Source organism: Yeosuana aromativorans (assembly GCF_014646655.1).
Classification (GTDB): Bacteria; Bacteroidota; Bacteroidia; order Flavobacteriales; family Flavobacteriaceae; genus Yeosuana; species Yeosuana aromativorans.
The window spans coordinates 53796-79882 of record NZ_BMNR01000004.1; the positions used below are offsets into that span (position 1 = coordinate 53796).

The 26087-nt window shown below is 35.1% G+C and carries 24 protein-coding genes; 22 read left to right on the forward strand and 2 right to left on the reverse strand.

Features of this window, described 5'->3' with window-relative positions; translation table 11 throughout:
• Window positions 1-20: 20 nt before the first annotated feature.
• Window positions 21-2024: an excinuclease ABC subunit UvrB gene (uvrB, locus tag IEW94_RS09315; RefSeq protein WP_188652308.1), complete on the forward strand. Its 2004-nt coding sequence runs from the start codon at window positions 21-23 to the stop codon at window positions 2022-2024.
• A 57-nt stretch (window positions 2025-2081) separates the two neighbouring features.
• Here uvrB and IEW94_RS09320 read toward each other — a convergent pair whose 3' ends face one another.
• Window positions 2082-2492 carry a TerB family tellurite resistance protein gene (locus IEW94_RS09320; protein WP_188652310.1) on the reverse strand — a complete coding sequence of 137 codons (411 nt, stop codon included), beginning with the start codon at window positions 2490-2492 and terminating at the stop codon, window positions 2082-2084.
• Window positions 2493-2852: 360 nt separating this feature from the next.
• Between IEW94_RS09320 and IEW94_RS09325 the strand changes: the two genes are divergently transcribed.
• Together IEW94_RS09325 and IEW94_RS16920 are read left to right on the forward strand one after the other, a co-directional pair.
• Complete coding sequence (locus tag IEW94_RS09325) at window positions 2853-3692, forward strand: alpha/beta hydrolase (protein ID WP_188652312.1); 840 nt, start codon at window positions 2853-2855, stop codon at window positions 3690-3692.
• A gap of 3 nt (window positions 3693-3695) precedes the next feature.
• Entirely contained in the window at window positions 3696-4031 is a 336-nt protein-coding gene (locus tag IEW94_RS16920; RefSeq protein ID WP_229669498.1) for a DUF1456 family protein, read from the forward strand.
• 52 nt (window positions 4032-4083) lie between these two features.
• On the opposite strand, the gene sucC is transcribed toward IEW94_RS16920, so the two are convergent.
• Entirely contained in the window at window positions 4084-5274 is a 1191-nt protein-coding gene (gene sucC / locus IEW94_RS09335) for an ADP-forming succinate--CoA ligase subunit beta (protein WP_188652314.1), read from the reverse strand.
• 205 nt (window positions 5275-5479) lie between these two features.
• On the opposite strand from sucC, the gene lysA reads away from it, so the two are divergent.
• The 19 genes from lysA (at window position 5480) to IEW94_RS09430 (ending at window position 26073) form a co-directional block, all read left to right on the forward strand.
• Window positions 5480-6715, forward strand: a complete 1236-nt coding sequence (lysA, locus tag IEW94_RS09340) for a diaminopimelate decarboxylase (RefSeq protein WP_188652316.1) — start codon at window positions 5480-5482, stop codon at window positions 6713-6715.
• A gap of 300 nt (window positions 6716-7015) precedes the next feature.
• Window positions 7016-7747 (forward strand): hypothetical protein, encoded by a 732-nt coding sequence (locus IEW94_RS09345; protein ID WP_188652318.1) that lies wholly within the window; start codon window positions 7016-7018, stop codon window positions 7745-7747.
• A 188-nt stretch (window positions 7748-7935) separates the two neighbouring features.
• Window positions 7936-9855: a tetratricopeptide repeat-containing sensor histidine kinase gene (locus IEW94_RS09350; protein ID WP_188652319.1), complete on the forward strand. Its 1920-nt coding sequence runs from the start codon at window positions 7936-7938 to the stop codon at window positions 9853-9855.
• The gene (locus IEW94_RS09355; protein WP_188652321.1) at window positions 9856-10596 is read left to right on the forward strand and encodes a LytR/AlgR family response regulator transcription factor; all 741 of its coding nucleotides are present in this window, start codon (window positions 9856-9858) and stop codon (window positions 10594-10596) included.
• 182 nt (window positions 10597-10778) lie between these two features.
• Window positions 10779-11279 (forward strand): nuclear transport factor 2 family protein, encoded by a 501-nt coding sequence (locus tag IEW94_RS09360; RefSeq protein ID WP_188652323.1) that lies wholly within the window; start codon window positions 10779-10781, stop codon window positions 11277-11279.
• Between the two features lie 22 nt (window positions 11280-11301).
• Window positions 11302-12240, forward strand: coding sequence for an NAD-dependent epimerase/dehydratase family protein (locus IEW94_RS09365; RefSeq protein WP_188652325.1), 939 nt, complete (start codon window positions 11302-11304; stop codon window positions 12238-12240).
• A 31-nt stretch (window positions 12241-12271) separates the two neighbouring features.
• Window positions 12272-13597 carry an MFS transporter gene (locus IEW94_RS09370; protein ID WP_188652327.1) on the forward strand — a complete coding sequence of 442 codons (1326 nt, stop codon included), beginning with the start codon at window positions 12272-12274 and terminating at the stop codon, window positions 13595-13597.
• A gap of 40 nt (window positions 13598-13637) precedes the next feature.
• A complete protein-coding gene (locus IEW94_RS09375) occupies window positions 13638-14453 on the forward strand; it encodes an ester cyclase (protein ID WP_188652329.1) in 816 nt (271 codons plus the stop codon).
• Window positions 14454-14490: 37 nt separating this feature from the next.
• Entirely contained in the window at window positions 14491-15351 is an 861-nt protein-coding gene (locus IEW94_RS09380; RefSeq protein ID WP_188652330.1) for an SDR family oxidoreductase, read from the forward strand.
• A 51-nt stretch (window positions 15352-15402) separates the two neighbouring features.
• A complete protein-coding gene (locus IEW94_RS09385; RefSeq protein ID WP_188652332.1) occupies window positions 15403-15870 on the forward strand; it encodes a YybH family protein in 468 nt (155 codons plus the stop codon).
• Between the two features lie 31 nt (window positions 15871-15901).
• Window positions 15902-16780 (forward strand): ester cyclase, encoded by an 879-nt coding sequence (locus IEW94_RS16925; RefSeq protein WP_229669499.1) that lies wholly within the window; start codon window positions 15902-15904, stop codon window positions 16778-16780.
• 6 nt (window positions 16781-16786) lie between these two features.
• Window positions 16787-17593, forward strand: coding sequence for a sterol desaturase family protein (locus IEW94_RS09395; protein ID WP_188652334.1), 807 nt, complete (start codon window positions 16787-16789; stop codon window positions 17591-17593).
• A gap of 36 nt (window positions 17594-17629) precedes the next feature.
• The gene (locus IEW94_RS09400; RefSeq protein WP_188652336.1) at window positions 17630-18799 is read left to right on the forward strand and encodes a dipeptidase; all 1170 of its coding nucleotides are present in this window, start codon (window positions 17630-17632) and stop codon (window positions 18797-18799) included.
• Between the two features lie 16 nt (window positions 18800-18815).
• Entirely contained in the window at window positions 18816-19862 is a 1047-nt protein-coding gene (locus IEW94_RS09405; RefSeq protein ID WP_188652338.1) for a proline iminopeptidase-family hydrolase, read from the forward strand.
• 38 nt (window positions 19863-19900) lie between these two features.
• The gene (locus tag IEW94_RS09410) at window positions 19901-20944 is read left to right on the forward strand and encodes a hypothetical protein (protein WP_188652340.1); all 1044 of its coding nucleotides are present in this window, start codon (window positions 19901-19903) and stop codon (window positions 20942-20944) included.
• Window positions 20945-20966: 22 nt separating this feature from the next.
• On the forward strand, window positions 20967-22004 hold the full coding sequence (locus IEW94_RS09415) for a hypothetical protein (RefSeq protein WP_188652342.1): 1038 nt from the start codon (window positions 20967-20969) through the stop codon (window positions 22002-22004).
• 2 nt (window positions 22005-22006) lie between these two features.
• Window positions 22007-23422, forward strand: a complete 1416-nt coding sequence (locus IEW94_RS09420) for an MBOAT family O-acyltransferase (RefSeq protein ID WP_188652344.1) — start codon at window positions 22007-22009, stop codon at window positions 23420-23422.
• A 15-nt stretch (window positions 23423-23437) separates the two neighbouring features.
• The gene (locus tag IEW94_RS09425) at window positions 23438-24883 is read left to right on the forward strand and encodes an amidohydrolase family protein (RefSeq protein WP_188652346.1); all 1446 of its coding nucleotides are present in this window, start codon (window positions 23438-23440) and stop codon (window positions 24881-24883) included.
• A gap of 8 nt (window positions 24884-24891) precedes the next feature.
• Complete coding sequence (locus IEW94_RS09430) at window positions 24892-26073, forward strand: acetyltransferase domain-containing protein (RefSeq protein ID WP_188652348.1); 1182 nt, start codon at window positions 24892-24894, stop codon at window positions 26071-26073.
• Window positions 26074-26087: the final 14 nt, after the last annotated feature.

Sequence of the window (26087 nt, forward strand, 5' to 3'; positions counted from 1 at the left end):
TTTTTCCGTAATTTTGCAAGATGCAATTTAAAGTTAAATCAGATTTTAGTCCAACAGGAGATCAGCCACAAGCTATTTCCCAACTTGTCAATGGCATAAATGCCAATGAAAAATACCAAACTTTGTTGGGTGTAACGGGTTCTGGTAAAACATTTACCGTGGCTAATGTCATCCAAGAGGTTCAAAAACCAACCTTGGTTTTAGCGCATAACAAAACCTTGGCAGCACAGCTGTATTCTGAATTCAAACAGTTTTTTCCTGATAACGCTGTTGAGTATTTTGTATCGTATTATGATTATTATCAACCCGAAGCTTACATTCCTGTTACAGGTGTTTACATAGAAAAAGATTTATCCATTAATGAGGAAATAGAAAAAATGCGGTTGAGTACGACCTCTTCCCTACTTTCTGGTCGTCGTGATGTGCTTGTTGTGGCATCGGTTTCATGCTTGTATGGTATAGGAAATCCCGTTGAGTTTCAAAAAAATGTCATTTCTTTGGAACGCGACCAAGTTATTTCACGGACTAAATTATTGCATCGATTGGTGCAAAGTTTATATTCCAGAACGGAAGGTGAATTTAATCATGGAAATTTCAGAATAAAAGGTGATACCGTGGACATTTTTCCAAGTTATGCTGATGATGCCTTTAGAATCCATTTTTTTGGTGATGAGATTGAGGATATTGAATCGTTTAATATTCAAACCAATCAAATCATTGAAAAATATGACAGGCTCAATATTTATCCAGCCAACATGTTTGTAACCTCACCTGATGTATTACAAAATGCCATTAAAGACATTCAGGATGATTTAGTTAAACAACATGATTATTTTAAGGAAATAGGCAAGCATCTGGAAGCTAAACGATTGAAAGAACGTACTGAATTTGATTTGGAAATGATACGTGAATTGGGCTATTGTTCGGGTATTGAAAACTATTCACGCTATTTAGATGGCAGACAACCAGGTTCTCGCCCATTCTGCTTGTTGGATTATTTCCCTGATGATTTTTTAATGGTGATTGATGAAAGCCACGTTACCATCTCGCAAGTTCATGCTATGTATGGTGGCGACAGAAGTCGTAAGGAAAATTTAGTGGAATATGGTTTTAGATTGCCGGCAGCAATGGATAACCGTCCTTTGAAATTTGAAGAATTTGAAGCATTACAAAACCAAGTGATTTATGTAAGTGCCACTCCTGCTGATTATGAACTTCAAAAAACCGATGGCGTTTATGTAGAACAAGTGATTAGGCCAACAGGTTTATTGGATCCAGAAATAGAGGTTCGTCCAAGCTTGAATCAAATAGATGATCTAATTGAGGAAATACAGCTTCGAGTAGAAAAAGATGAGCGCACCTTGGTCACAACCCTGACTAAAAGGATGGCCGAAGAATTGACCAAGTATCTTGAGCGAATACAAATTAGATGCCGATACATCCACAGTGATGTGGACACTTTAGAACGTGTTGAGATTATGCAGGATTTAAGAAAAGGCTTGTTTGATGTTTTGGTTGGTGTCAACTTATTGCGAGAAGGCTTGGATTTACCCGAAGTATCCTTGGTGGCTATTTTAGATGCCGATAAAGAAGGGTTTTTACGATCGGCAAGGTCATTGACCCAAACCGTGGGTAGAGCAGCCAGAAACTTGAATGGTAAAGCCATTATGTATGCTGATAAAATCACCAACAGCATGCAAAAAACCATTGATGAAACCAATTATCGCAGGGATAAACAAATAGCATACAACACCAAACATAACATAACACCTAAAGCTTTGAATAAAAGTTTGGATAATGCCTTATCAAAAAATTCCGTAAGCACTTATAGTTATGAATTGCAAGCTGCAAAAGCCGCCGAACCAGAAAGTGAGTATTTGAGCAAACCTCAATTGGAAAAGAAAATCAGAGAAACCAGAAAGCTCATGGAGGAAGCCGCCAAAGCCTTGGACTTTATTGTGGCAGCAAAACTACGTGATGAGATAAAGAGCTATCAAAATAAACTTGAAAAGCTAGATGTTTAATACATCTAGCTTTCATTATGAACCCAACAAAAGGTTAACACTCTTAGCAGTTAATTGTTAGTTATATTGAGTTTTAAAAATATCAATCAATACATCTGGTGGTACTATTTTATTTGGAAAACTTTCCATTAAGTAGAGCACCTTGGTAATTGATTCATGGCTTAATCCCATTCTAAGGCCAAAATTATATAGTTTAATAACGCCAGATGAATTGTTTTCACCATTGTTATTTTCTATGTTCATTAACAAAACCAACCTATGGAATTGAACGATGCGCTCACTATGGGATTTTAAATGGATATAATTAATAGGGTGTTCTATTAGATAATCAAAATCTTCTCGTGATATGTCAAGTTGTTTGGCAACTCCCAACAAGAAATTGTACTCTATATTTTTTATATCCTTATCGTACTTTGCAAAAGCGATCATTTCCGATAGAAGACTTAATTTTTCTACTCTGTTAATCATCAGGGAATGAATTAAATAATTACATTATAAAGGTACAACACAAGGCTACTTTTATAATCGTTGATATCTTGTAACTTATCGAAAACACTGGGTTAATTCATCGATAATTTTATTTATTTCATCACATATTTTTATTTCAAGCTTTAAAAAAGCACACCAAAATGGCATTTTCAAATTAATCAATAAAAATTACAAATAACTGTATATCAGTATTTTAAATTTAAAACACTAAATAATTCATGCTTTAAAAAGCCAAAAAATTGCCACTAGTTTTATAAAAATCACAAAAACGCTAGAAATCGCTAAGTAAACACCTAATTTTGCAAAAAACCATGTCATTAATTAGGATAAATTATAAATATGACAAATAACAATATTTTTAAAAATTTACTATTTCTATTTATACCTTTTATTTGCATTAATATTAGTGCACAAAGCACAGCATCAAAACAAGTTTCAACATTCACCATAGATGCGCCTCAATTAAAAACCCAAAAGAAGATATGGATATATTTGCCAAAAGATTATCAAGATTCCAATATATCATATCCTGTAATATATATGCATGATGCCCAGAATCTTTTTGATGACAAAACGTCTTTTGTTGGAGAATGGAAAATTGATGAGTATTTAGATTCCATTGATAACAATGAATCCATAATAATAGGTATAGAACACGGTAATGACAAACGCACTGATGAATTAACGCCATTTCACAATGATAAATATGGTGGCGGTAAAGGTGATTTGTATTTAGATTTTATTGTAAACACTCTGAAACCCAAAATTGACAGTACTTACAATACATTAAAGGATGTCAAGCATACCACTATTTGGGGTTCTTCGTTAGGCGGTTTAATTTCACTCTATGCTATAATTAAATATCCTGAAACTTTTGGTAAAGCTGGTTTGTTTTCAACTGCTATATGGATCAATAAAGACGAAATGTTTACCTTGGTCCAAAACGCTACTATTGATCCTGATAAAAAATTTTACTTTTTAGTGGGATCTGAAGAAGGTGAAACGACAGAAGATGCTGCTGGAATGGTCTCAGATCAACATGAAATGGTTCAATTGCTAATAGACAAAGGCGTTAAAAACAATAACATAATGGATAAGGTAATTCCTAATGGACATCATAATGAATCACTATGGAGTACATACTTTCCTGAAGCCTATCAATGGTTAATAAAAGACTGACATATGACAAACAACGATATTTTTAAAAAATTACGAGTTGCTTTAAAATTGAGAGATGATGATATTGTTAAGATTTTGGAGTTAGTGGATTTTAGGATTTCAAAAAGTGAACTCGGCGCGTTTTTCAGAAAAGAAGACCATCCCAAATACATGGAATGTGGTGACCAAATTCTTCGGAATTTCTTAAACGGATTGGTCATTCACCTAAGAGGTCCCATGCCCGAAAAAACAACTATTAAAGACACTACCAAAAACCAAAAAACACCTTTCCATAAAAAGGAAATTTACAAAGGCAAAACTCAAGGTAAAACAATATCCAAAAAAAAGAGCAACGATTAACGTTGCTCTCTTTGTATTTTGATATAAAGCTCGTACAGGTTCAATACAAAAACTAAGCTAAAACAGCTTGTACTTTATCTGCAGCTTCTTGAAACTCAACAGCACTTTGTACATCTAAACCAGATTTATCAATCAATTCCTTAGCAAGATCGGCATTGGTACCTTGCAAGCGCACAATGATAGGGACATTGATAGTTCCCATATTTTTGTAGGCATCAATAACACCTTGTGCTACACGGTCGCAACGCACAATACCTCCAAAAATATTGATAAGAATGGCTTTAACCGCTGGGTCTTTTAATATAATTTTAAAGGCGGCTTCAACACGTGCTGCATCAGCAGTTCCTCCAACATCCAAAAAGTTAGCTGGCTCACCTCCTGCTTGTTTTATTAAATCCATGGTCGCCATGGCCAATCCTGCTCCATTTACCATACAGCCAACATTACCATCAAGGTCCACATAATTTAATCCGACTTCTTTTGCTTCAACCTCAATAGGGTTTTCTTCTCTTAAATCGCGTAAATTCACATAATCCTTGTGTCTGTAAAGCGCATTGTCATCTATTGTCACTTTTGCATCTACAGCCATGATTTTGTTATCGCTTGTTTTTAACACCGGATTGATCTCAAACAAAGACGAATCTGATTTTACATAAGCTGTGTATAAACTGGATACAAACTTGGTCATTTCTTTAAATGCAGTTCCGGATAGTCCTAAATTAAACGCTATGCGTCTGGCTTGAAACGGCATCAATCCAACACTAGGATCCACTTCTTCAGTAAAAATCAAATGCGGTGTTTTTTCAGCTACAGATTCAATATCCATTCCGCCTTCGGTAGAATACATGATCATGTTTCGTCCAGTAGCACGATTTAACAACACAGACATGTAAAACTCATCCGTTTCACTCTCACCTGGATAATACACATCTTCTGCCACTAAAACCTGATGTACTTTTTTCCCCTGGGCTGATGTTTGTGGCGTAACCAAATTCATTCCAATGATCTGCCCTGCAATTTGTTCAACTTCTTGCAAGTTTTTAGCAAGTTTAACACCGCCACCTTTACCACGGCCTCCGGCATGAACTTGTGCCTTGATAACGTACCATTTTGTTCCGGTTTCTGATGTTAAATGTTTTGCAGCTGTAACAGCCTCTTGCGCATTTTGGGCTACAATACCACGCTGAATTCGCACCCCAAAGGTGCTTAATATTTCTTTACCTTGATATTCATGTAAATTCATAATTCTCTTGATAGTTTAAGAACAACAAATGTATAGAATACCTATTAATTACACTAATCTTTTATGGAGTAATAAAACTGACTATTCGCTTTACAATATCACTTTGTTAAATAATTAACATTATGTTTAATTTGTATAATTATTACATAATTTATTTTTAGTATTGCGGAAAAAAATAACTTTGCAAAAAAAATGACCGTTTGCCATGGTGAAAAAACAATTGCTTAAAATAGTTGAAGAGTTCGGAAGTCCCATATACGTTTATGATGCTGAAAAAATAGTATCACAATATAACCGATTGACCGATGCGTTCAAGGACGTTAAACAACTTAAGATTAATTATGCCGTTAAGGCGCTTTCAAATATTTCCATATTAAAACTGTTTAAAACGCTGGGTTCTGGTATTGATACCGTTTCCATACAAGAAGTTCAATTGGGCTTAGCTGCAGGCTTTTTGCCAGAGCAAATTATTTTCACGCCTAATGGTGTGTCTTTGGATGAAATAGAGGAAGCAACAAAATTAGGTGTGCAAATCAATATCGACAACCTATCCATTTTAGAGCAATTTGGAACCAAACATCCTCAGGTTCCTGTGTGTATCCGGATTAATCCGCATGTTATGGCCGGTGGCAACAGCAATATTTCTGTTGGGCATATTGATTCAAAATTCGGAATCTCCATTCACCAAATACCACATTTATTACGGATTGTAGAAAATACAAAGATGACCATCAATGGCATTCATATGCACACGGGAAGTGATATTTTGGATATTGATGTGTTTTTGTATGCCAGTGAAATATTGTTTGAAACCGCTAAACAATTTAAAAACCTAGAGTTTGTAGATTTTGGATCTGGTTTTAAAGTACCATATAAGCCAGGTGATATAGAAACCAACATAGAGGAATTAGGTAAAAAACTCAGTGAGAAATTCAATGCGTTTTGCAAAGAATATGGTAAAGATTTAACCTTAGCGTTTGAACCTGGTAAGTTTTTGGTAAGTGAATCCGGAAGTTTTTTAACAAAAGTAAATGCTGTAAAGCAAACTACCTCAACCGTTTTTGCACAAGTGGATTCTGGATTTAACCATTTAATCAGACCCATGTTTTATGGCTCGCACCATGAAATAGTTAACATTTCTAATCCTAATGGACGCGAACGCTTTTACACAGTAGTCGGATATATTTGTGAAACCGATACGTTTGGAAACAATAGACGCATCAATGAAATTAATGAAGGCGATATTTTATGTTTCAAAAATGCAGGAGCTTATTGTTTTTCAATGTCTAGCAATTACAACTCCAGATTTCGTCCTGCTGAAGTATTGTGGTATAATAAAAAGGCGCATTTAATAAGGAAACGTGAAACATTTGATGACATCATAAAAAATCAAATTGACATTGATTTTACATCAAAAAAAGATAAGGTTTTGGTTGGTTAAACCTTATAACTAAATTTTAGTTATCAAAGACCCATCGTAAGTTGGGTCTTTTTTTTGCAATAAATTGATTTTTAATTATTTATAAATATTTGAAGCTGAATTTTTAAAAAATTTATCTGTTTTGTAAAAAAATTACTATATTTATAAAATTAAGTTTGAATACAGACTTAATGATTTACACTCTCAAATCCTCCTCAGAATTTAGCACATTCGCCCTGAATTGATTTTTATAGTTTGAACACCAATGTTTAGACATACGTCTAACACAATTATATTAATTATTTAAAACCAACCAAAATTATGAGAAAATTATTGTATTTGATGCTATTGCTACCATTAGTAGTTGTGTCACAAGAAAATGAAAGTTTTTTATTAAACTTATCCGAAATCACTGTTAAAACTGGGCATACCGCCCAATTTATTGAAGGAGTGAAATCCTGGAAAAAATGCTACATGGACAATGATGGTAAAGACCACTGGAACATGTGGCACCGCGTTCAAGGTGAAGGTTCTGTTTACACCATGACCAGCACCATGGCCAAATGGGCAGAAATGGATGACGATAGCAAAGACACTGCAGGAAAAGAATGTCGTACTAAAGTTATCGATTTAATTATGCCACATGTTAAAAGCGTGAACTACAACATTGCCCGTTCCATGCCTAAAGTAAGTAGAACATCGCCCATGCCAGATGACACAAAACTTGTTTGGGTTTACAATGTTAAAACGAACAACTCAGGAGCTTTTATGGATGTTGTCAAAGAAGTAGAGAGTACCGTTAAAAAAGCTAAAGGTGATACTGATGTCACATGGTACAGTGTTATTGGAGGAGGTCCCGAAGTATCCAATTATTTTGTGGCCGTTCCATTTAAAAACTTTGCTGCTTTAGATGAAGACAAAGATAGCGTTTGGGAAATTTATGAAAAAGCCAATGGCAAATCCAAAACTGATGCTTTACGGGCAAAATTTAGGTCATTAGTGTCAAGTGATTGGGCTTACATGTATACCCTAAACAAGGACTTGTCTAATTAATCTTAGCCAAAGTTGATATAAACTTTAATTACGTTTAAAAGGCTTAACCATGTTAAGCCTTTTTATTCAGAAAATATTTCATTTTTTAAAGCATTAAAGTTTTTTGAAAACACGTAAGTTTTTTATTATATTTAAAATCTCAACCCCCTAAGTCTTTTTTATTAATGCTATTATAATGAAAAGACAACATGCTACAATTCAATTACATATTAATTAAAGTAAAAAAAACATCATTTTTACTTCTTTTAATAGTTCAAGCTACGTTTGCGCAAAACCAAACCATTGACAGTCTTACACAATTACTTTCTAAAGAAACCAAAAGCAGTGAAAAGCTTGAATTGTTAAGCAAAATTGTAACTATAGAATCGAACACTGATTTTGAAAAAGCACTAGTTTATGCTAGACAAGGTATGACATTGGCCAATAAAACCTACGATACAAACTGGCAACCAAAATTCAACGAAATGAAAGGCAGAATCCATGCAAATTTATTAGAGTTGGATTCGGCATCCTATCATTTTGAAAAAGCTTTAAAAGGTTATATCGCTATTGATGATAAAAAAGGGCAAGCAACCACATACTTTAAAATTGGCTGGGTACATAAGAAAAAAGGAGAATTGGAAAAGGCCATGGAAGTTGACATAAAAGCATTACGCCTCATGGAATCTCTAAAAGATAATATCGGCATTGCCGGAGCGACCAACAGAATATCTGAGGATTTATCCAGGCAAGGTCGAAATGAAGAAGCTTTGGCTTACGCAAAAACAAACATTGATTTTTGTAAAAAAAATAACTTACAAGAAGAACTGGTCTATACATATACATCGGCAGGTGATGCTTGTATTTCTATGGATAATCCTGAAGATTCCTTTTTATATTTTGATAAAGCACTAAAGTTGGCCAAATCATTGGATTTTGGCCCAATGCATTTATGTGATTTCATGAACAATTTAGGTAATGCGTTAAAGCGGCTGGGCAAATACAATGAGGCATTAACACAATATAAAAACGCTTTGGTTTTGGCAAAACAAGCTAATTATAGAAATGCCATTACGGTACTTATTGCCAACCTAGGTGAAATTAACTTGCTTACTGGTAATTATAAGGAAGCCCTCAATTATCAATTACAAACCGTTAAGTTTCAAGAAGAAGATGAAGATTATTCCAATCTAACAGAAAATTATGGACATTTAAGTACCATTTATGAAAAGTTAGGAAACTATCCCATGGCCTTGGAATACCAAAAAAAAGCACGTGCCATGAGAGATAAAACCGCAGCTATTGAAAGTGACCAAACCATGTCAAAACTTCTCACCCAATACGAAACCGAGAAAAAGGAAAGCACCATAGCCTCCCAAAAACTACAATTGGCCCAACAAAAATTAGTGCAATGGTTATCCATAGGTGTTGTTTGTCTGCTTTTAGGCTTTTTGTTTTTTGGCTACAGAAGTTATAAAGCCAGGACAAAAAGCAATCAATTATTGGCTTTAAAAAACAAACAAAATGAGTTACTGTTGAAAGAAATTCACCATCGTGTAAAAAACAATTTGGAGCTTGTAAAAAGCCTAATAGCATTGCAATCAGCAAAATTAGAAGACTCCTTGACAAAAGACGCCATGATTGCCAGCCAAAACAGGGTACAATCCATGGGAATCATTCACCAAAAACTATATCAAGGCGATAATCTTGGCAGTATAGAAATGAAAGATTATTTTCTTAACCTAGGTGAAGGTATTTTAGACACCTTTAATGCCGAAGACAAAGTGTCAATAGAATGTGCCATGGATAATTTGGAATTGGATGTTGACACGGCCGTTCCTATTGGATTAATCGTCAATGAACTACTAACCAATGCATTAAAATATGCCTTCCCAGAGGAAGCAAAAGGAAATATCAAAATAAGTCTATCAAAACCAAATCCAGAAACCTTAACGCTTAAAGTGTCTGATAACGGCGTTGGAAAAACAGAAGGTGCCGTTGCAAAAGGTACCGGTTTTGGTTCTCAGCTCATTCAACTATTAACGCAACAACTTAATGGTGAAATGACAGAAGACTCACAAAATGGAACTGCCGTTTTATTTCATTTTAAATTAAATACCGCAGCCTAAATGAGTCAGCCAACAACCATATTGATTATTGAGGATGAAATGATTATCGCTGCCAATATATCGTTACAACTCACAACGCTTGGTTATGAGGTTACGGGAATCATTCCGCGAGGTGAAGAAGCGCTGATGCATATAGAGCAACAACAACCAGAAATTGTTTTATTGGACATCAATTTAAAAGGCAAGATAGACGGCATAGAAACCGCCAAAATCATGCAGAGGTCTTATAATATTCCTATAATCTATTTAACCGCAAATGCTGATGAAGCAAACTTTAATCGAGCAAAAGAAACAAACCCTTACGCGTTTATTTCAAAACCGTTTAAAAAACTGGACCTGCAACGCGCCATTGAATTGACGGTAGCCAGGATTGAAGCCGAGAACAACCCCAAAAGCACTTCCGAAGACAAACTAGCTCCCTACATTTTAAGTGATAGCATTTTTGTTAAGCATCTTGAAAAGATGGTTCGAATAGATATTAAGGATATTCTTTACATTGAAGCAGAACGCAATTACTGTCGTATCTACACAAAGTCAAAAGAATATTTGTTGGTCATGACATTAAAAGACCTTGATGAAAAATTACCAAGCAAGCATTTTATAAGAGTACACCGATCCTTTATTGTGAATGTATCACAAATTGATGAACTAGCTGCTAATCATATTGTTATTGGCAAAAAAGCCATACCCGTAAGTAAAGCGCTAAAAGAAGAACTACTAAACCGATTGCAGACTATTTAGCTTTGATAATTAAATCAAAGGCTTCGGACATAAAACCCCGGTACTCGTCCTATATCGTTTTTATTAGAAATTAATTAACTGTTATTTTAATGAACAGGATACTTAAATATCCTAAAACAACCTAACCAACCCTAAAACCGGTTGATGAATTTCAACCGGTTTTTAAAACAAAACCAACCACTATGAAAAAACACTTCCTTTTAGGAATTGTAGTTGTTTTATTCTATTCCTGCAACAAACGCTACACACAACAATCTCCAGAAATTGACACGTACAAAAAAGTCATTGAGGCTTACCAAAAACAAGATTGGAGCACTATGGCAACCTATTATGCCGATAATGCCAAAATATTAAATAATGTGACCGAAAAAGATGCTCAAACGGTAGCGCAATTAATTGAACAAAACAAAGAGGACGCTAAATTATTTTCATCTTGGAAATATGACCCTGAAAGTGTAGAATATGAAAGGGTCATTACTGATAAAGGTGAAATGTGGGTGAATTTTTGGGGCCATTGGGAAGGTCAATTAAAAGCAAACGGAAAACAGTATGTAATACCTACTCATATTACTGCACTATTTGTAGATGGTAAAATTGTAAGGGAAGATGGATATTGGGATATCTCAAAGTTAATGATGGATATACTTGCGATAAACGCCAATGAAGACTCCCAAACAGAATAAAAAATAGCACAAAATTTTTATAATGAAAAAAGTAGGTATCATAGGTGGTTCTGGCTTTATAGGAAGCCATATCACAAAAACATTTTTAAATAATGGTTTTGAGGTTAAGGTCTCTGCAACTGACATTACCAATGAGAACAAGTACAAACACTTAATGGAATTTGAGCATTCAGATCATTTGTACATTAGTGAATTAAATGTTGAAGATAAATCGGTTTTAAGGGAATTTGTAAAGGATTGTGATATTGTCATTCATGGTGGCACACCATTTCAATTGGATGTAAAAGATCCTCAAACCGAATTGTTTGTTCCAACCATTAAAGGCACCGAAAATTTCTTGGAAGTTGTCAATGATATTCCCAGTATAGAAAAAGTGGTATTTATAGCTTCCGTTGCTGCTTACAACACAAACTTTCCTTTGCCTCCTGATGGAAAATCAGCATTAGATTCCATAAGTGAGGAAGATACGCCTTTTATGAGCAAAGAAAGTCACCCGTATGCGCAAGCCAAATTTATAGCCAATGAAACGGTAAATACATTTATAAAAACACATCCAAATCTTGATTTTGAAATCGTCAGCGTCTCACCAGTAGCCGTTTTTGGGAAATCGTTATCAAACCGGGAAGATTCTACTTCAACTGGATTACAATTTTTATTAAAAAACAAAATCGCTCCAAACCCATTTGTACAAATGCTTTTTGACACCGATGCCGATTTTGCCATTGTCAATGTAAAAGATGTTGCAAAGGCCGTTTTAAAAGCAGCTACTATTGATGGTTTACATAGTAAAAACTTCTTAATCACAAGCGAAACCTACTCCGTTTCTGACGTATCATTGATGTTAAATGGCCTACCACCAAAAAACAAAGCAAAAATAATCTATCAAAATAATATGGCTACAAGTCAATTGGGCATCTCATTTCAAAATGTAAAAGATACCTTAAGAGAGTATAGCACTTAAATAACCAACCACTAACTAACCAACCAATAACATGGCTTTTGAAAGCTCTATAGATAACAAAACAAACCTAAATCGGTTTTTAACTGAGAATACCGTACTGAGATATTTAACATTCTCTGCTCTGTACTTAGCACAAGGTATCCCTGAGGGTATAACCTTTTTTGCTATACCTGCTTGGTTGGCCATGAATAACAAAACCCCTATTGAGATAGCAAGTTTTGTGGCTGTCATTGGAATTCCATGGAGTTTTAAAATCCTTATTGCCCCACTCATGGATCGTTTTACCATTTTATCTATGGGTCGTAAACGCCCATGGGTTATTTTTGGCCAATTGGGCTTGATTTTAAGTTTTTTGGCTATTGGGTTTGTTCCAGATCCTTTGAACAATTTAAAAGGACTTATGATTGCTGGATTTTTCATTAGTTTTTTTGGTGCGTTTCAAGATGTAGCGACAGACGGCATGGCTATAGATGTGATTCCAGAAGACCAGCAAGCTAGAGCTAATGGTCTTATGTGGGGTTCTAAAACAATTGGCACCTCATTATCACTTGTCATTTCAACGGCCTTAATAAATACCATTGGTTTTTCAATGGCCATATCATCCATTTGTATTGCTGTTGCTTGTATCATTTTTGTGCCCATACTATTTAGAGAACGACCTGGCGAAAAACTCCTGCCTTGGACAAAAGGCGACGTGTCTGAAAATTCAAAAAAAGTTCAACTGGAAAGTTGGAAACAGATTTTTAAAAATCTTTTTAAAGTCATGATATTACCTTCCAGTTTGTTAATGGGCATTGGTATTTTCATCCTGGGGCTTATGTTTGGATTGATCGATACCTTACTTCCTATTTTCACCATTCAAGAATTAGACTGGACCAATACCTCCTACTCACAAGTGTATTCATCCACCACGATAGTTGGTGGCTTTTTCGGCATGTTTATAGGCGGCTATTTGGTAGATTATTTTGGAACTAAAAAAATGACAAACCTTTACCTAATTACATTAGTTATTATAATAGGAGCTTTAGGACTAATGCCCAGTTTGTGGGGGAATGGTAAAGTTATTTTCGGTTTCGTTCTATTATACTATTTAATGTACACATTTCTTTGTATTGGCCTATTTGCCGCTTGCATGAAACTGTGTTGGAACACTGTTGCCGCCACACAGTTTACACTGTTTATGGCACTATCAAATATGGGTCGTGCTTATGGCTCTGGACTAGTAGGCACCTTTAAAGAAACAATGTCTTGGGAATATGTGTTGCTCATTACAGCTTTGATGCCTTTTATAGCAATATTTCTGTTACGATTGATGAATTTTAAAAAACACCGAAAAAAGTTGACGCATTTCTCATAATAAAACCAATTTAAAATAAACCTTAAAAAAACCAACCAAAATGAAAACAATTCTAAAATTTTCGCTCTATGCCTGTTTAGCATTTAGTTTAATGAAACCGAGCATACTTATTGGCCAAAATTCTTTTGCCTATAACAATAAAGATCATACCAAAGTAAAGAAGCACACTTTTACAAATGATGAAACGGCAATCCAAACAACTATTGCACATTTTTTAACACTGGCCGGACAAGATGAGCTTAAGGCTATGGAAAAAATGATGACAAGAGACATTAGCTATAAAATTGATTTTAGCGATGAGAATTTAGCACTTGTAAAGTCCGATGCCATTTCTTCTATATATGGTGTGCCCATCTTGCATGATACGGATTACTTTACTTTAAAAAAAGAAAATGGCAGCTGGGAAATAGTAAACACCTCGTTTACTTCAATACCATTTACCCCAGAAAAAAATAATGAAGTGACCATGAGTTTCGCTAAAGGTTATGCACAGGCTTGGTGCAGTCAAAAACCAGAATTAGTGGCATTGTTTTTTGCCGAAGATGGCTCATTGACCATAAACAACGGCAAGAGTTCTATTGGTAGAATCTCTATAGCAAAAGACGCTAAAAGTTTCATGGACGCATTTCCTGATATGGTTGTTTCTATGGATAGTTTAATCAATACTTCAAAAGGTGTAGAATTTCATTGGACATTAACAGGAACCAACACTGGGCCAAATGGTTCAGTAAACAAAGTAAAAATAAGTGGTTTTGAGCTATGGCAAATGGATGACAATGGCCTGATAAAAGAGTCTATTGGCAATTTTGATGCTGATGATTATAACAGTCAACTCAAAAATGGTGCAGAAGAATAATCATGAGTTTTTGAAAACCCACAAAAAACCAATCAAAATGAAAACAGTTTTAATAACAGGCACAAGTAAAGGCATAGGTCTTGAAACTGCTCTTGCCTTTGGAAGAGCAGGCTATAAAGTATTTGCCACGATGCGTAACCCATCTAAAGCTAGTGATTTCAAACAAAAAATAATAAATGAATCTTTGGATATTACTATATCTGAAATGGATGTAGACTCTGATGTCTCAGTTAAAAAATGTATTGATTCCATAATCGATAAACACGGCAAGGTAGATGTTTTGGTAAACAATGCCGGGATAGAACGTCACGGATCTATAGAAGAACTAAGCATGGAAGATTTTAAATCAATTATGGAAACCAACTATTTTGGTGTGCTTAGGTGTACCAAAAAGATACTTCCTATAATGAGGAAAAATCAAAATGGTTGCATTATAAATGTAGCCTCAGTTTCAGGGCATATTTCTAACAGTCCGCTGGGAGCTTATGCCGCAAGTAAATTTGCGCTAGAAGCAGTAAGCGAGGCGTTGGCACAGGAAGTAAAACCTTTTGACATAAGAGTCGCTATAGTAGAACCCGGAATTATAAATACACAAATGGCCCAGGATATTAAAAGCGCCAAAACCATCAATTCCATTTATCCACAAGTGAGCCGCTTTGGGGGCCTTTTTGCTGCCTCACTTAAAACACCAACACAACCAACCTTGGTAGCCGATAAAATATTGGAAATTTCAGAAAGTAACACGTGGAAATTAAGACATCCTGTTGGGCCAGATTCAGAACCATTTATACAATGGCGGGCTTCAATGTCTGATGAGCAATGGATAGACTGGAACGCTGCGAGTAATGAAGACTGGTATAAATCCGTTGAGCAGGATTTTGGTTTAAATGCCAGATAAATATTGTTGATTTGATTAACTAAACTTAATAGCATTTTAATTGAAATAACTATGAAACCAACAAAATTTTTAACACTAGGAATTGTCGCATTATTATTGGCGACTTCCATAATAAGTTGTGGCCAAAAAACCAAAGAAACCGCAACAGTAGAACAATTGGGACAAATGAACCGCGACTTTGCTAAGGCCCTATTAGCAAAAGACGCCACTGCCGCTGCCAATTTATATGATGAAAATGCGTCACTTTTACCACCAAATGAACCGATTGTAACTGGAAGAGAAAACATAAAAAATTATTGGCAAGCTCTCATAGATGCAGGTTTGATTGATGCTTCAGTAAAAACAATTGATGCCAGTAGTGATGGTGATTTAGGATATGAAATTGGGACTTTTGAATTAAAGTTTCAAGGAGAAGATGGTGCTATTATAACTGACACAGGAAAATATACCGAAATACTTAAACGCAACTCCGAAGGTAAATGGATATCCATTTACGGCATGTGGAGCAATAATGAATAATTAAACCATACTAACTAATAACTTACAAACCATGAAAACCTTTTTTAAATACACTTGCATTTCAATTCTTTTAATTGGCTTAACATCTTGCGAAAATGCGAAAGTTGAAAAGAACATTAAAATGTATTCTGAAATTTGGGATCATATTGTCAATGATGCCAACTTAGACCTTATTAATAACACCAATTTCACGGATGACATTACACTTGTAACAAGTCCAGAAAATATTGTTGGCATAGACGCTTTTAAAGACTATTATTCAAACTTCATCAATGGTTTTTCCGATGTAACTTTTACCATTGTTGATGTCTTTGGCCAAGGTGACAAAATAGTAAAGCACTGGAACTTTAAGGGCACCCATACAGATGATTTTTTTGGTATGCCAGCAACTGGAAAAACAGTTGATGTGGATGGTGTAACCCTTGTCAAAATGAAAGATGGCAAAATAGCCCAAGAACAGGATTTTATGGACAATATGGTATTTATGCAACAATTGGGCATTGTGTCTTCTCCTGAAAACGTAGGAATTATTGATAATTTATACAAAGCGTTTGGAACTGGTGATATTCCTGCGGTACTTGCCGCAATGGATGACCATATTGTTTGGAATGAAGCCGAAGGAAACGGCTATGCAGATGGCAACCCATATATAGGCCCTGATGCCGTTTTAAAAGGAGTCTTTTCTCGCATAGGCGAAGATCATGAATACTTCAAACTAGCAGATATCCAATTGCATGATATGTCCAACAATCAAGTTCTTGCCACGCTGCGCTATGATGGAAAATTAAAGAAAAATGGTGCAAAATATAATGTACAAGCGGCACATCTCTGGACACTTAACAATGGGAAAATAACAGCCTTTCAACAATATGTTGACACCAAACAACTGGCTGACGCAGATAAAAAATAATTGTCTATGGAAATTGTAGATAAAATAACCAGTATCAACACCAATTATTTGGCTTATGCATTGATTGCCTTATTTTATACCGTTGAGCAAATTTTAAGTTCAAAACTTTTATCAAATGAAAAAAAGGTGAAACACTTGCTTCATAATATACCATTTGAAATTGTGACCTTTATTGTTAATTTATTTTGGGCAGCTGTTGTAGTTGCTTCCATAGAATGGTTGAACACTAATCATATTGGCTTTTTTTATTACATTACAATACCCGTGTGGCTAAAGCTAATTTTAGGAGTTGCCTTGTTAGATTTGACAACCTATTGGTTCCATAGGATGTCACACAATGTACCTATTTTGTGGCGGTTCCATCGGGTACATCACAGTGATACGAATATGGATTCAACTACCTATTTTAGAGCACATCCCATAGAGGTCTTATTTTGGTTCGGAACCTCTAATATAGTGGCTTCAGCCATATTTGGACTAGATCTTCTAACTTTAGGATTATATGTTCTTGTAGTAACACCTTTTCTGGTCATAGAGCATATTGATGTTAATTTACCGGATTGGCTGGACAAAACACTTGGTTGGATATTTACAACTCCAAACCTACATAAAGTCCACCATGAGCAGGATGAACATTTCACCAATTCAAACTATGCCGATATTTTCATTTTGTGGGATAGACTATTTGGAACATTCAAACACAAACCTGTTGAACAAATTACGTTTGGTTTAAAAGAGTTTGACCATCCAAAAAAACAAGCCTTTTGGTATCTTTTAAAAAGTCCGTTTATCAATATTAATAAAGACCAATAAATAATTTGAATTAAATTGTCTTAAATAATATGCAAAATGAAAACTAAAACATTAATTTTCTTTGTTTTTTTAACCCAATACTTTATGGCGCAATCCTATAAAAACATTCATAATAATGCAATTGTAGTTGATACACATAATGATATCTTAATGAAAACGGTCCATGATGGTTTTTTAATTGACCAAGACCTATCAGGCAAAACCCATAGTGATTTAGCACGTTGGAAAAAAGGTGGCCTGGACGTTCAAGTATTTTCAGTATTTAGTGATGGTGCCACAAAAAATCCCTATGACTTGGCAAATAGGGAAATGGACAGTCTAGATGCAGCTATTGCCAGAAATCCAGATAAAATTGTAAAGGTCTCCAATTATGAAGAGCTCATTAAGGCAGTAAAACGGCATAAAATAGCTGCCATGTTTGGTGTTGAAGGTGGTCATATGATAGAAGACGACTTGTCAAAATTAGAAGCATTATACAATAGAGGTGCTCGTTATTTAACCTTAACACATAATGTTGCACCTTCTTGGGCAACAAGTGCTGCCGATGAAGTTACCAATCCTAATTTAACTCATAAAGGACTGACTGACTTTGGCAAACAAGTTATAAAACGAATGAATGAATTGGGTATGATGATAGACGTGAGCCACTCCGGCGACCAGACCTTTTGGGACGTCATTGGTTTATCTTCAAAACCAATAATAGCTTCACATAGCTCCGTATATAGTTTAGTTCTTCACCGTCGTAATTTAAAAGACGACCAAATAAAAGCCATTGCCAGAAATGGTGGTGTTATTCAAGTTAACTTTCACCCCGGATTTATTGACCCAAGTTTTGAAAAAAAAGAAACAATTTTTATAGAAAACCATAAAACCGAAATGGACTCCTTAATGAAAAACGGTTTTGATGATTGGTATTCACTGGATTACCTTTATAAAAAATATACAGCTGAAGCGGAAACTATGAGACCGCCACTGTCCATGCTTATTGACCATATTGATTACATTGTTAAGTTAGTTGGTATTGATTATGTTGGTTTGGGCTCTGATTTTGATGGTATTAACCTTACGCCACAAGAACTAGATGATGTTTCTAAATATCCATTAATTACAAAAGCATTACTGGAAAGAGGTTACAACAAACAAGAAATCAATAAAATATTAGGTAAAAACTTTTTACGGGTTTTAAAAGCCAATGAAATAAAGTAACTATTAGTCCAACATTATGAAAACCACATTTTTTTATTTTCTATTATCATTAACACTCATTGTTAGTTGTAAAGACAGTAACCATTCAAAAGAAAATATTGACTGCAACCCGAATTACATGGATTATTCCAATAGCCCGGATCAATTGGATGGCGGCATCAATATGATACCCATTACCACGCCCAAAGGCACATTTAATGTTTATACAAAACGGATTGGCAACAACCCAAAAATGAAGGTTTTGCTCCTTCATGGCGGACCTGGTGGTACCCATGAAGAGTTTGGGTGTTTTGACGGCTATTTACCAAAAGAAGGCATTGAATATATTTATTATGACCAGTTGGACTCTTATTACAGCGATAAACCAAACGATTCCAAATTATGGACCACTGACCGTTTTGTAGAGGAAGTGGAACAAGTGCGTCAAGCTTTAAACCTCAACAAAGACAATTTTTATCTACTCGGCCAATCTTGGGGCGGCATTTTGGCCATGGAGTATGCCTTAAAATACCAAGATCATCTTAAAGGGCTTATTATCTCTAATATGATGGCTAGTGCTCCTGCGTATGGAAAATATGCCAATGAAGTATTAGGACCTCAATTACCAAAGGACGTCTTGAGCGAAATCAGAGCATTGGAAGCCAATAAAGACTATACCAATCCTCGATATGAAGAATTGTTAATGAACCATTATTACACCGAACATATTTTAAGAATGCCTCTTGATAAATGGCCTAAATCGGTTAACCTTTTATTTGAGCACCTCAACTACAATATCTATTTATACATGCAAGGACCCAGTGAGTTTGGCATGGTGGGCAATGCCTCCTTAAAAAATTGGGATGTGTCAGATAGATTGAAAACATTAGCCATTCCTACTCTAGTCATTGGCGCTAAATATGACACCATGGACCCCAAATACATGGAATGGATGTCTCACCAAGTTCAGAACGGACGCTTTCTATTGACCAATGGCAGTCACTTATCACAATACGATGACCAAAAAACATATTTTAATGGCTTAATTAAATTCATAGAGGATGTAGACAATAAAACATTTTAATTACATTTATAAGACCAACTAGAACCAACCAACCAACCATGAATTTAAAACCAACCCTAATTATTGCTGTAGCTCTAAGTATATTAAGCTTGAGCATATGGGAATTGTATTGGCGCTCTCAAACAGATCATTTCAAAGCAGGTTTAGAAGATGATAGGTATCTGTGGGCAAAAGAAAGGGCAAAAGTAGAAACGGCTACCACCCAAGATATTGTTCTTATTGGTTCTTCAAGAACTGGTTTTAATTTTAATACCCATGTTTGGGAAGAGGTTCAAGGTATAAAACCTATAAATCTTTCTACAGATGGAAAACCACCTGGTCCCTTTTTAGATGACATAGTTCATAATACATCCTTCAATGGAACCATTGTTATTGGTATAACACCCGTGTTTTGGTTTGACAAAGCAAATAATACATGGTGGAAAGGTGCTCAAAAATGGGTAGATCATTACCATGACGAAACCTATGCACAAAAACTTGGTTATTTCCTATCAAAACCACTGCAAAGGCATTTAGTAATGCTGACATCATCTGAACTTAAATTCTACAATGATTTAGATTTAAAATCGCTAATAAACAGAATTTACATTCCAGGAAGAATTGAAGAAGAACGTATGCTTTACAATTTCAGTTATCACGATGAAGATAGAAACCTGATAATGTTTCCTGCAATGATTAACGAACCAAACTTTGCAAAAAAAATACAATATGTATGGAGCGGTTTTCTCCCCTATTTACCTGAATATGAAACAATAAAAGATGATATGCCTGAAATTTTTGAATACTATCGTAATGTCATAAATCTTTTTAAGGCTCGTGGTGGTAAAATTATTTTTGTGCGCCACAAATCTGAAGAAGAATGGAATAAACATACTAAAAGAATGTTACCTCGGGAAAAAGTTTATGATCCATTCATGAAAATGATCAATTGCCCCTCTTATCATTTTGAAGATTATGAGTTTATGTCTAAATACACCTTGCCTGATTGGTCCCATATGTATTATACAGACGCTTTAAAATACACTAAGGATATAGTAACTAAAATGATTGAAGATGGTCATCTCCAATCTTATAAAAATTAAAAATAATTTAAACCAACCAATTATGAATTTAAAACAAACCTTAATTATTGCTTTTACGCTTGGCGTAATAAGTATTAGTGCTTGGGAATTCTACTGGCGTTCACAAGGACTTCAGCCAAATATTGATGACAATAAAAACTTATGGGCCAATCAGCGGGCAAAACTTGAAAATTATGACGATAAAACCGTTGTTTTTATTGGATCTTCAAGAATTCTATATGACATACAATTGGACATTTGGGAAAAGGAAACTGGCACTAATGCTATTGAATTAGCAACCCAGGGCGCTTCGCCAATACCTGTTTTTAGGGATATTGTCGAAAACACAACGTTTAATGGAACTCTTTTGGTTGGCGTAACTCCTCCGTTGTTTTTTGCTTCTGCCAATCCAGAAGCCCCGTTTAATAAACGTTCCCAATCTTTAGTTGACTATGATAAAAAAAGAACCTATGCACAAATATTAAATCATAAGTTATCAGTGCCTTTACAACAAAATCTTGCTTTTATACGTGATGGTGACGAAAGTTGGGATTCAGATGTTGATTTAAAAACACTACTTAAGCAAATTCATATTGGAACAAGAGAAGGTCCTGCTTATCCACCATTCAATAATTTTGAAGATATTTCACTTGACAGACATATGAAAATGCCTGAAAGAATGGTAACAGATACAGCTTATGCCAATACCGTAAAAAAAGTTTGGACTTCCTTACTTTCTGGCGACATGCCGCCACCAGATAAAGAATCCACAACCAATGCCTTTGTTGAACTAGCTGAAAAATTCAAGAAAAGAGGAGGCAATTTAATATTGGTAAGATGTCCATCATCAGGTCTATTTAAAGAAATAGAAAGTAAGGCATTTTCAAAAGAACAGTTCTGGGACGAGCTTGTAACCAAAACTAAAGCGAAGGCATATAATTATCAAGATTATAGCCAATTTAAAGACCTCTTTTGTCCTGAATGGTCGCATCTAGCAGCAAAAGATGCACAGTTTTTCACAAAAGAACTCATTAAAATTATGAAAGCCGATGGCGCTTTAACCAACCTTAAAACCAACTAATCATGTTATTCAATTCATTAAGTTTCGTCGTCTTTTTAGTCATTGTACTCGCACTATACTATTCAAAACTATTTAGTTGGACCGGTAAAAAACGCATGTTGCTTTTTGCCAGTTACGTGTTTTATGGATTATGGAATCCACCTTTAGTCATCTTACTATGGATATCAACTGCAGTAGATTGGGTTACAGGAAAAAAACTGGCCACAGAAGAGAACAAACGCAAAAGATTATACTGGTTGCTATTGAGCATGGTGGTCAACTTGGGTTTTTTAACCTTTTTTAAATACCGTGATTTTCTTTTGGACAATTTCACTACCGTTGTAAACAGTTATGGCTACGGATATCATGCCGCCAAAATGGATATTATTCTACCCATGGGAATCTCCTTTTACACCTTCCAAACCATGTCTTACACCATAGACATGTATTTAAAACGTACGGAACGTGCTAAAACATTCCTGGATTTTGCTTTATATGTTACCTTCTTTCCACAACTGGTGGCGGGCCCAATTGTAAGGGCACAAGATTTAATTTCTCAATTTTATGAAGAAAAAAGAGCTACGGTCAATCAATTTATTTGGGGCTTGTTTTTACTGACTCTAGGACTATTTCAAAAAGTGGTCATGGCTGACACGTTACTTTCAGATACTGTTGATAAAGTCTATGGTGCCGGTAAAATATTGAATTTCTGGGATGCTTGGATGGGAACCTTGGCATTTTCGGGACAGATATTTTTTGATTTTGCGGGCTATTCAACCTGTGCCATCGGAATTGCTTTAATGCTAGGCATCATTTTACCAGACAACTTTAAATATCCCTATGGTTCATTGGGCTTTTCAGATTTATGGAAACGCTGGCACATCACTTTATCAACTTGGTTACGAGACTATTTGTACATTCCATTGGGCGGAAACAGACATGGTGTGGCAAGAATGTATGCCGCTCTCATGATAACCATGCTGTTGGGTGGTCTTTGGCATGGTGCAGCGTGGACCTTTATAGTTTGGGGTGGTTTACACGGTACGTATCTCATTTTAGAACGATTACAACGTAAATATATTCCCTTTAAAATAACCGCTTGGAATGGTATGTTTTTAGCGTTCACAACATTTACCTGCGTTAATATTACTTGGGTGTTTTTTAGGGCCAGGGAATTTAAAACCGCTTGGAACATGATAACATCCATGTTTTATCTAAATCCTGATGGCGACAAAGTTTTAGCCTCTTTTGATATTCTAAAAGTAGGCATTATCATTGGAATTTTGTTTCTGTGCCATTGGTTTATGAGAAACACCTCGGTTGAAGCCGTATCAAAAAAAATGCATCCATGGGCTCTTGGGGCAGTATGGGCTTTTATGTTTTTCTTGATTGTCATTGCTCAAGGTAGTGGCGAACAGTTTATTTATTTTCAATTTTAAAAAAGTATGATAATAATGAAATCCTTTTCAAAAAAAGTCTATGGGTTTGAAATAATAATGCTCTTGTTGATAGGCAATTTGGTGTTTGCTCAAAATTTTTCACAAGAGGTTAAAAAATTTACAACCGTAGACACAAACACCGTTGCCATTAAAAATGTAACCATTATTGACGGAACTGGCGCACCTGAAAAACAAAATCAAACACTGGTTTTCAGTCAAGGTAAAATTGTACAATTAGGGGATAATTCAACAGTTAAAATTCCAAAAAACACATTGGTTATAGATGGAAGCAACAAAACAGTCATGCCTGGATTGGTGATGCTTCATGAACATATGTATATGCCATCAAGTACTACGCCATATCCAAACACGAAACAATTACCTATCAGTTTTCCACGTCTTTATTTTGCCTCTGGAGCTACAACCATAAGAACTTGTGGAAGTATAGAACCATATTCAGATTTAAGAATCAAAAAAGATATAGAATCTGGATTATATCCCGGACCCAACATTGATATTACGGCACCTTATCTGGAAGGAAAAGAAGCTATGTTCCCTCAAATGAATGAGTTAAAAAATCCGGAAGATGCCATTGCATTTGTTAATTACTGGGCAGATCAGGGTTTTACATCTTTCAAGGCTTATATGGCTATTGATAAACAAATGTTAAAAGCAGCTATTGACGCCGTTCATAAGCGAGATTTGAAAATTACAGGTCATTTATGTGCGATTACCTATCGTGAAGCTGCTGAGTTGGGCATTGATAATTTAGAGCATGGCTTTTTTGCAAGCACTGATTTTGTGTCTGATAAAAAAGAAAATGAATGTCCGACAACAGGAGATCAGTCGATTGCTGATTTAGATACTACCAGTAGCGAGGTAAAAGATTTGATGCAATTTTTAATTGATAAAAAAGTTGGTATTACTTCTACACTAGCAGTTTTAGAAGGATTTATAACTACGCAACCTGAAACTTCAAATATCGTTCTTAATGCCATGTCACCAGATACAAAAAATAACTATTTAAGTTTTCTGAAAAGATTCAAACAGGTAACTACACCTTATTATATGGACAAAGCTTATGAAAATAATGCCAAAATGGAAAAGCAATTTTATGATATGGGAGGTTTGCTTACAGTTGGAACGGATCCCACAGGAAATGGAGGAACCTTAGCTGGATATGGAACTTGGCGGACCATTGAATTATTAGTTGAAGCTGACGGATTTACCCCTTTAGAAGCTATAAAAATAGCAACCTTAAATGGTGCTATAGCATTAGGTTTTGATCTTACTATAGGAACTTTAGAAATTGGTAAAAATGCTGATGTGCTTTTAATAGATGGAGATCCTTCAAAAAACATCAGTGATATTAGAAAAGTACAGTATGTATTTAGAAACGGTGTTGGTTATGATTCTAAAAAATTATTTGAATCGGTAAATGGTACAGTAGGAATAGATTAAAAACAAATATGAAAATTAAAACCAACCGTATAGAATCCATTGACATATTAAGAGGTGTGGTAATGGTGATCATGGCATTAGACCATGTCCGTGATTATTTTTATTATGGATCGTTTTTTAGCGACCCAACCAATTTAGAAACCACAACACCCTTTTTGTTTTTTACGCGTTTTATAACCCATTATTGCGCTCCGGTATTTGTGTTTTTGGCAGGGACCTCTGCTTTTCTTTATGGTAGTAAAAAAACCAAGAACGAGCTGTTTAAATTTTTATTGACCCGTGGTATTTGGTTGATTTTTTTAGAAATTATAGTAAACAATCTCATTTGGAAATTTGACATCACGTTTAGCAGGCTTATTCTTCAAGTTATTTGGGCCATTGGCTTTAGCATGATAACACTTTCATTTCTAATTTATTTACCAAAAAAAACACTGGTGATTGTTGGTTTAATAATTGTTTTTGGGCATAACACTTTAGATGGAATTGTTAGAAATGGCAATGGCTTAACAGACATTGTTTGGTACTTACTGCATCAACCAAATTTTATCCCTTTTGGAAACAATCAGGATATTGGTATATATTATCCCGTTTTGCCTTGGATTGGCATCATGGTTTTGGGCTACTGTTTTGGACAGTTTTATGCAAAAGATTTTGATGTAAAAATCAGAAAAAAATGGTTGTTAATTATTGGCGTTACTTCTATTGCTATATTCTTTATAATTAGAGGTATTAATATTTATGGCGATTTGGTGCCATGGTCCGTTCAAGATACCACTACCAAAACCATATTATCCTTCTTCAATGTTACCAAATATCCACCTTCATTAGATTACGTATTAATAACAATGGGACCTGCATTGTTGTTTTTATATGGAATTGAATCAGTAAAAAATAAGCTGACCAATTTCTTTTTGGTCTTCGGTAGGGTGCCTCTGTTCTATTACTTTTTGCATGTATTGGTCATTCATATAGTTGCCATTATAGGAATGATGCTTTTTGGTGGCAATTGGCACGATATGATTTTAACAAAAGACGTGTTTACACACACCAAGTTAATAAACTATGGCTATTCCTTGTTTGTCGTGTATTTAGTTTGGATTGGTGTTGTACTACTTCTCTATCCTTTTTGTAAAAAATATATGGTTTATAAAGCCAACAATAAGGATAAATGGTGGTTGAGTTATTTGTAAATAATCTTTTAAGT

What these genes read in the sequence shown, in the direction of transcription:
- IEW94_RS09405 (WP_188652338.1), top strand. Translation starts at nt 18,816, where the DNA reads ATGAAAACCACATTTTTTTATTTTCTATTATCATTAACACTCATTGTT.
- IEW94_RS09350 (WP_188652319.1), top strand. Translation starts at nt 7,936, where the DNA reads ATGCTACAATTCAATTACATATTAATTAAAGTAAAAAAAACATCATTT.
- IEW94_RS09375 (WP_188652329.1), top strand. Translation starts at nt 13,638, where the DNA reads ATGAAAACAATTCTAAAATTTTCGCTCTATGCCTGTTTAGCATTTAGT.
- IEW94_RS09380 (WP_188652330.1), top strand. Translation starts at nt 14,491, where the DNA reads ATGAAAACAGTTTTAATAACAGGCACAAGTAAAGGCATAGGTCTTGAA.
- IEW94_RS09325 (WP_188652312.1), top strand. Translation starts at nt 2,853, where the DNA reads ATGACAAATAACAATATTTTTAAAAATTTACTATTTCTATTTATACCT.
- sucC (WP_188652314.1), bottom strand. Translation starts at nt 5,274, where the DNA reads ATGAATTTACATGAATATCAAGGTAAAGAAATATTAAGCACCTTTGGG.
- IEW94_RS09345 (WP_188652318.1), top strand. Translation starts at nt 7,016, where the DNA reads ATGAGAAAATTATTGTATTTGATGCTATTGCTACCATTAGTAGTTGTG.
- uvrB (WP_188652308.1), top strand. Translation starts at nt 21, where the DNA reads ATGCAATTTAAAGTTAAATCAGATTTTAGTCCAACAGGAGATCAGCCA.
- IEW94_RS09430 (WP_188652348.1), top strand. Translation starts at nt 24,892, where the DNA reads ATGAAAATTAAAACCAACCGTATAGAATCCATTGACATATTAAGAGGT.
- IEW94_RS09360 (WP_188652323.1), top strand. Translation starts at nt 10,779, where the DNA reads ATGAAAAAACACTTCCTTTTAGGAATTGTAGTTGTTTTATTCTATTCC.
- IEW94_RS09420 (WP_188652344.1), top strand. Translation starts at nt 22,007, where the DNA reads ATGTTATTCAATTCATTAAGTTTCGTCGTCTTTTTAGTCATTGTACTC.
- IEW94_RS09415 (WP_188652342.1), top strand. Translation starts at nt 20,967, where the DNA reads ATGAATTTAAAACAAACCTTAATTATTGCTTTTACGCTTGGCGTAATA.
- IEW94_RS09425 (WP_188652346.1), top strand. Translation starts at nt 23,438, where the DNA reads ATGAAATCCTTTTCAAAAAAAGTCTATGGGTTTGAAATAATAATGCTC.
- IEW94_RS09320 (WP_188652310.1), bottom strand. Translation starts at nt 2,492, where the DNA reads ATGATTAACAGAGTAGAAAAATTAAGTCTTCTATCGGAAATGATCGCT.
- IEW94_RS09395 (WP_188652334.1), top strand. Translation starts at nt 16,787, where the DNA reads ATGGAAATTGTAGATAAAATAACCAGTATCAACACCAATTATTTGGCT.
- lysA (WP_188652316.1), top strand. Translation starts at nt 5,480, where the DNA reads ATGGTGAAAAAACAATTGCTTAAAATAGTTGAAGAGTTCGGAAGTCCC.
- IEW94_RS09400 (WP_188652336.1), top strand. Translation starts at nt 17,630, where the DNA reads ATGAAAACTAAAACATTAATTTTCTTTGTTTTTTTAACCCAATACTTT.
- IEW94_RS09355 (WP_188652321.1), top strand. Translation starts at nt 9,856, where the DNA reads ATGAGTCAGCCAACAACCATATTGATTATTGAGGATGAAATGATTATC.
- IEW94_RS16920 (WP_229669498.1), top strand. Translation starts at nt 3,696, where the DNA reads ATGACAAACAACGATATTTTTAAAAAATTACGAGTTGCTTTAAAATTG.
- IEW94_RS16925 (WP_229669499.1), top strand. Translation starts at nt 15,902, where the DNA reads ATGAAAACCTTTTTTAAATACACTTGCATTTCAATTCTTTTAATTGGC.
- IEW94_RS09410 (WP_188652340.1), top strand. Translation starts at nt 19,901, where the DNA reads ATGAATTTAAAACCAACCCTAATTATTGCTGTAGCTCTAAGTATATTA.
- IEW94_RS09385 (WP_188652332.1), top strand. Translation starts at nt 15,403, where the DNA reads ATGAAACCAACAAAATTTTTAACACTAGGAATTGTCGCATTATTATTG.
- IEW94_RS09365 (WP_188652325.1), top strand. Translation starts at nt 11,302, where the DNA reads ATGAAAAAAGTAGGTATCATAGGTGGTTCTGGCTTTATAGGAAGCCAT.
- IEW94_RS09370 (WP_188652327.1), top strand. Translation starts at nt 12,272, where the DNA reads ATGGCTTTTGAAAGCTCTATAGATAACAAAACAAACCTAAATCGGTTT.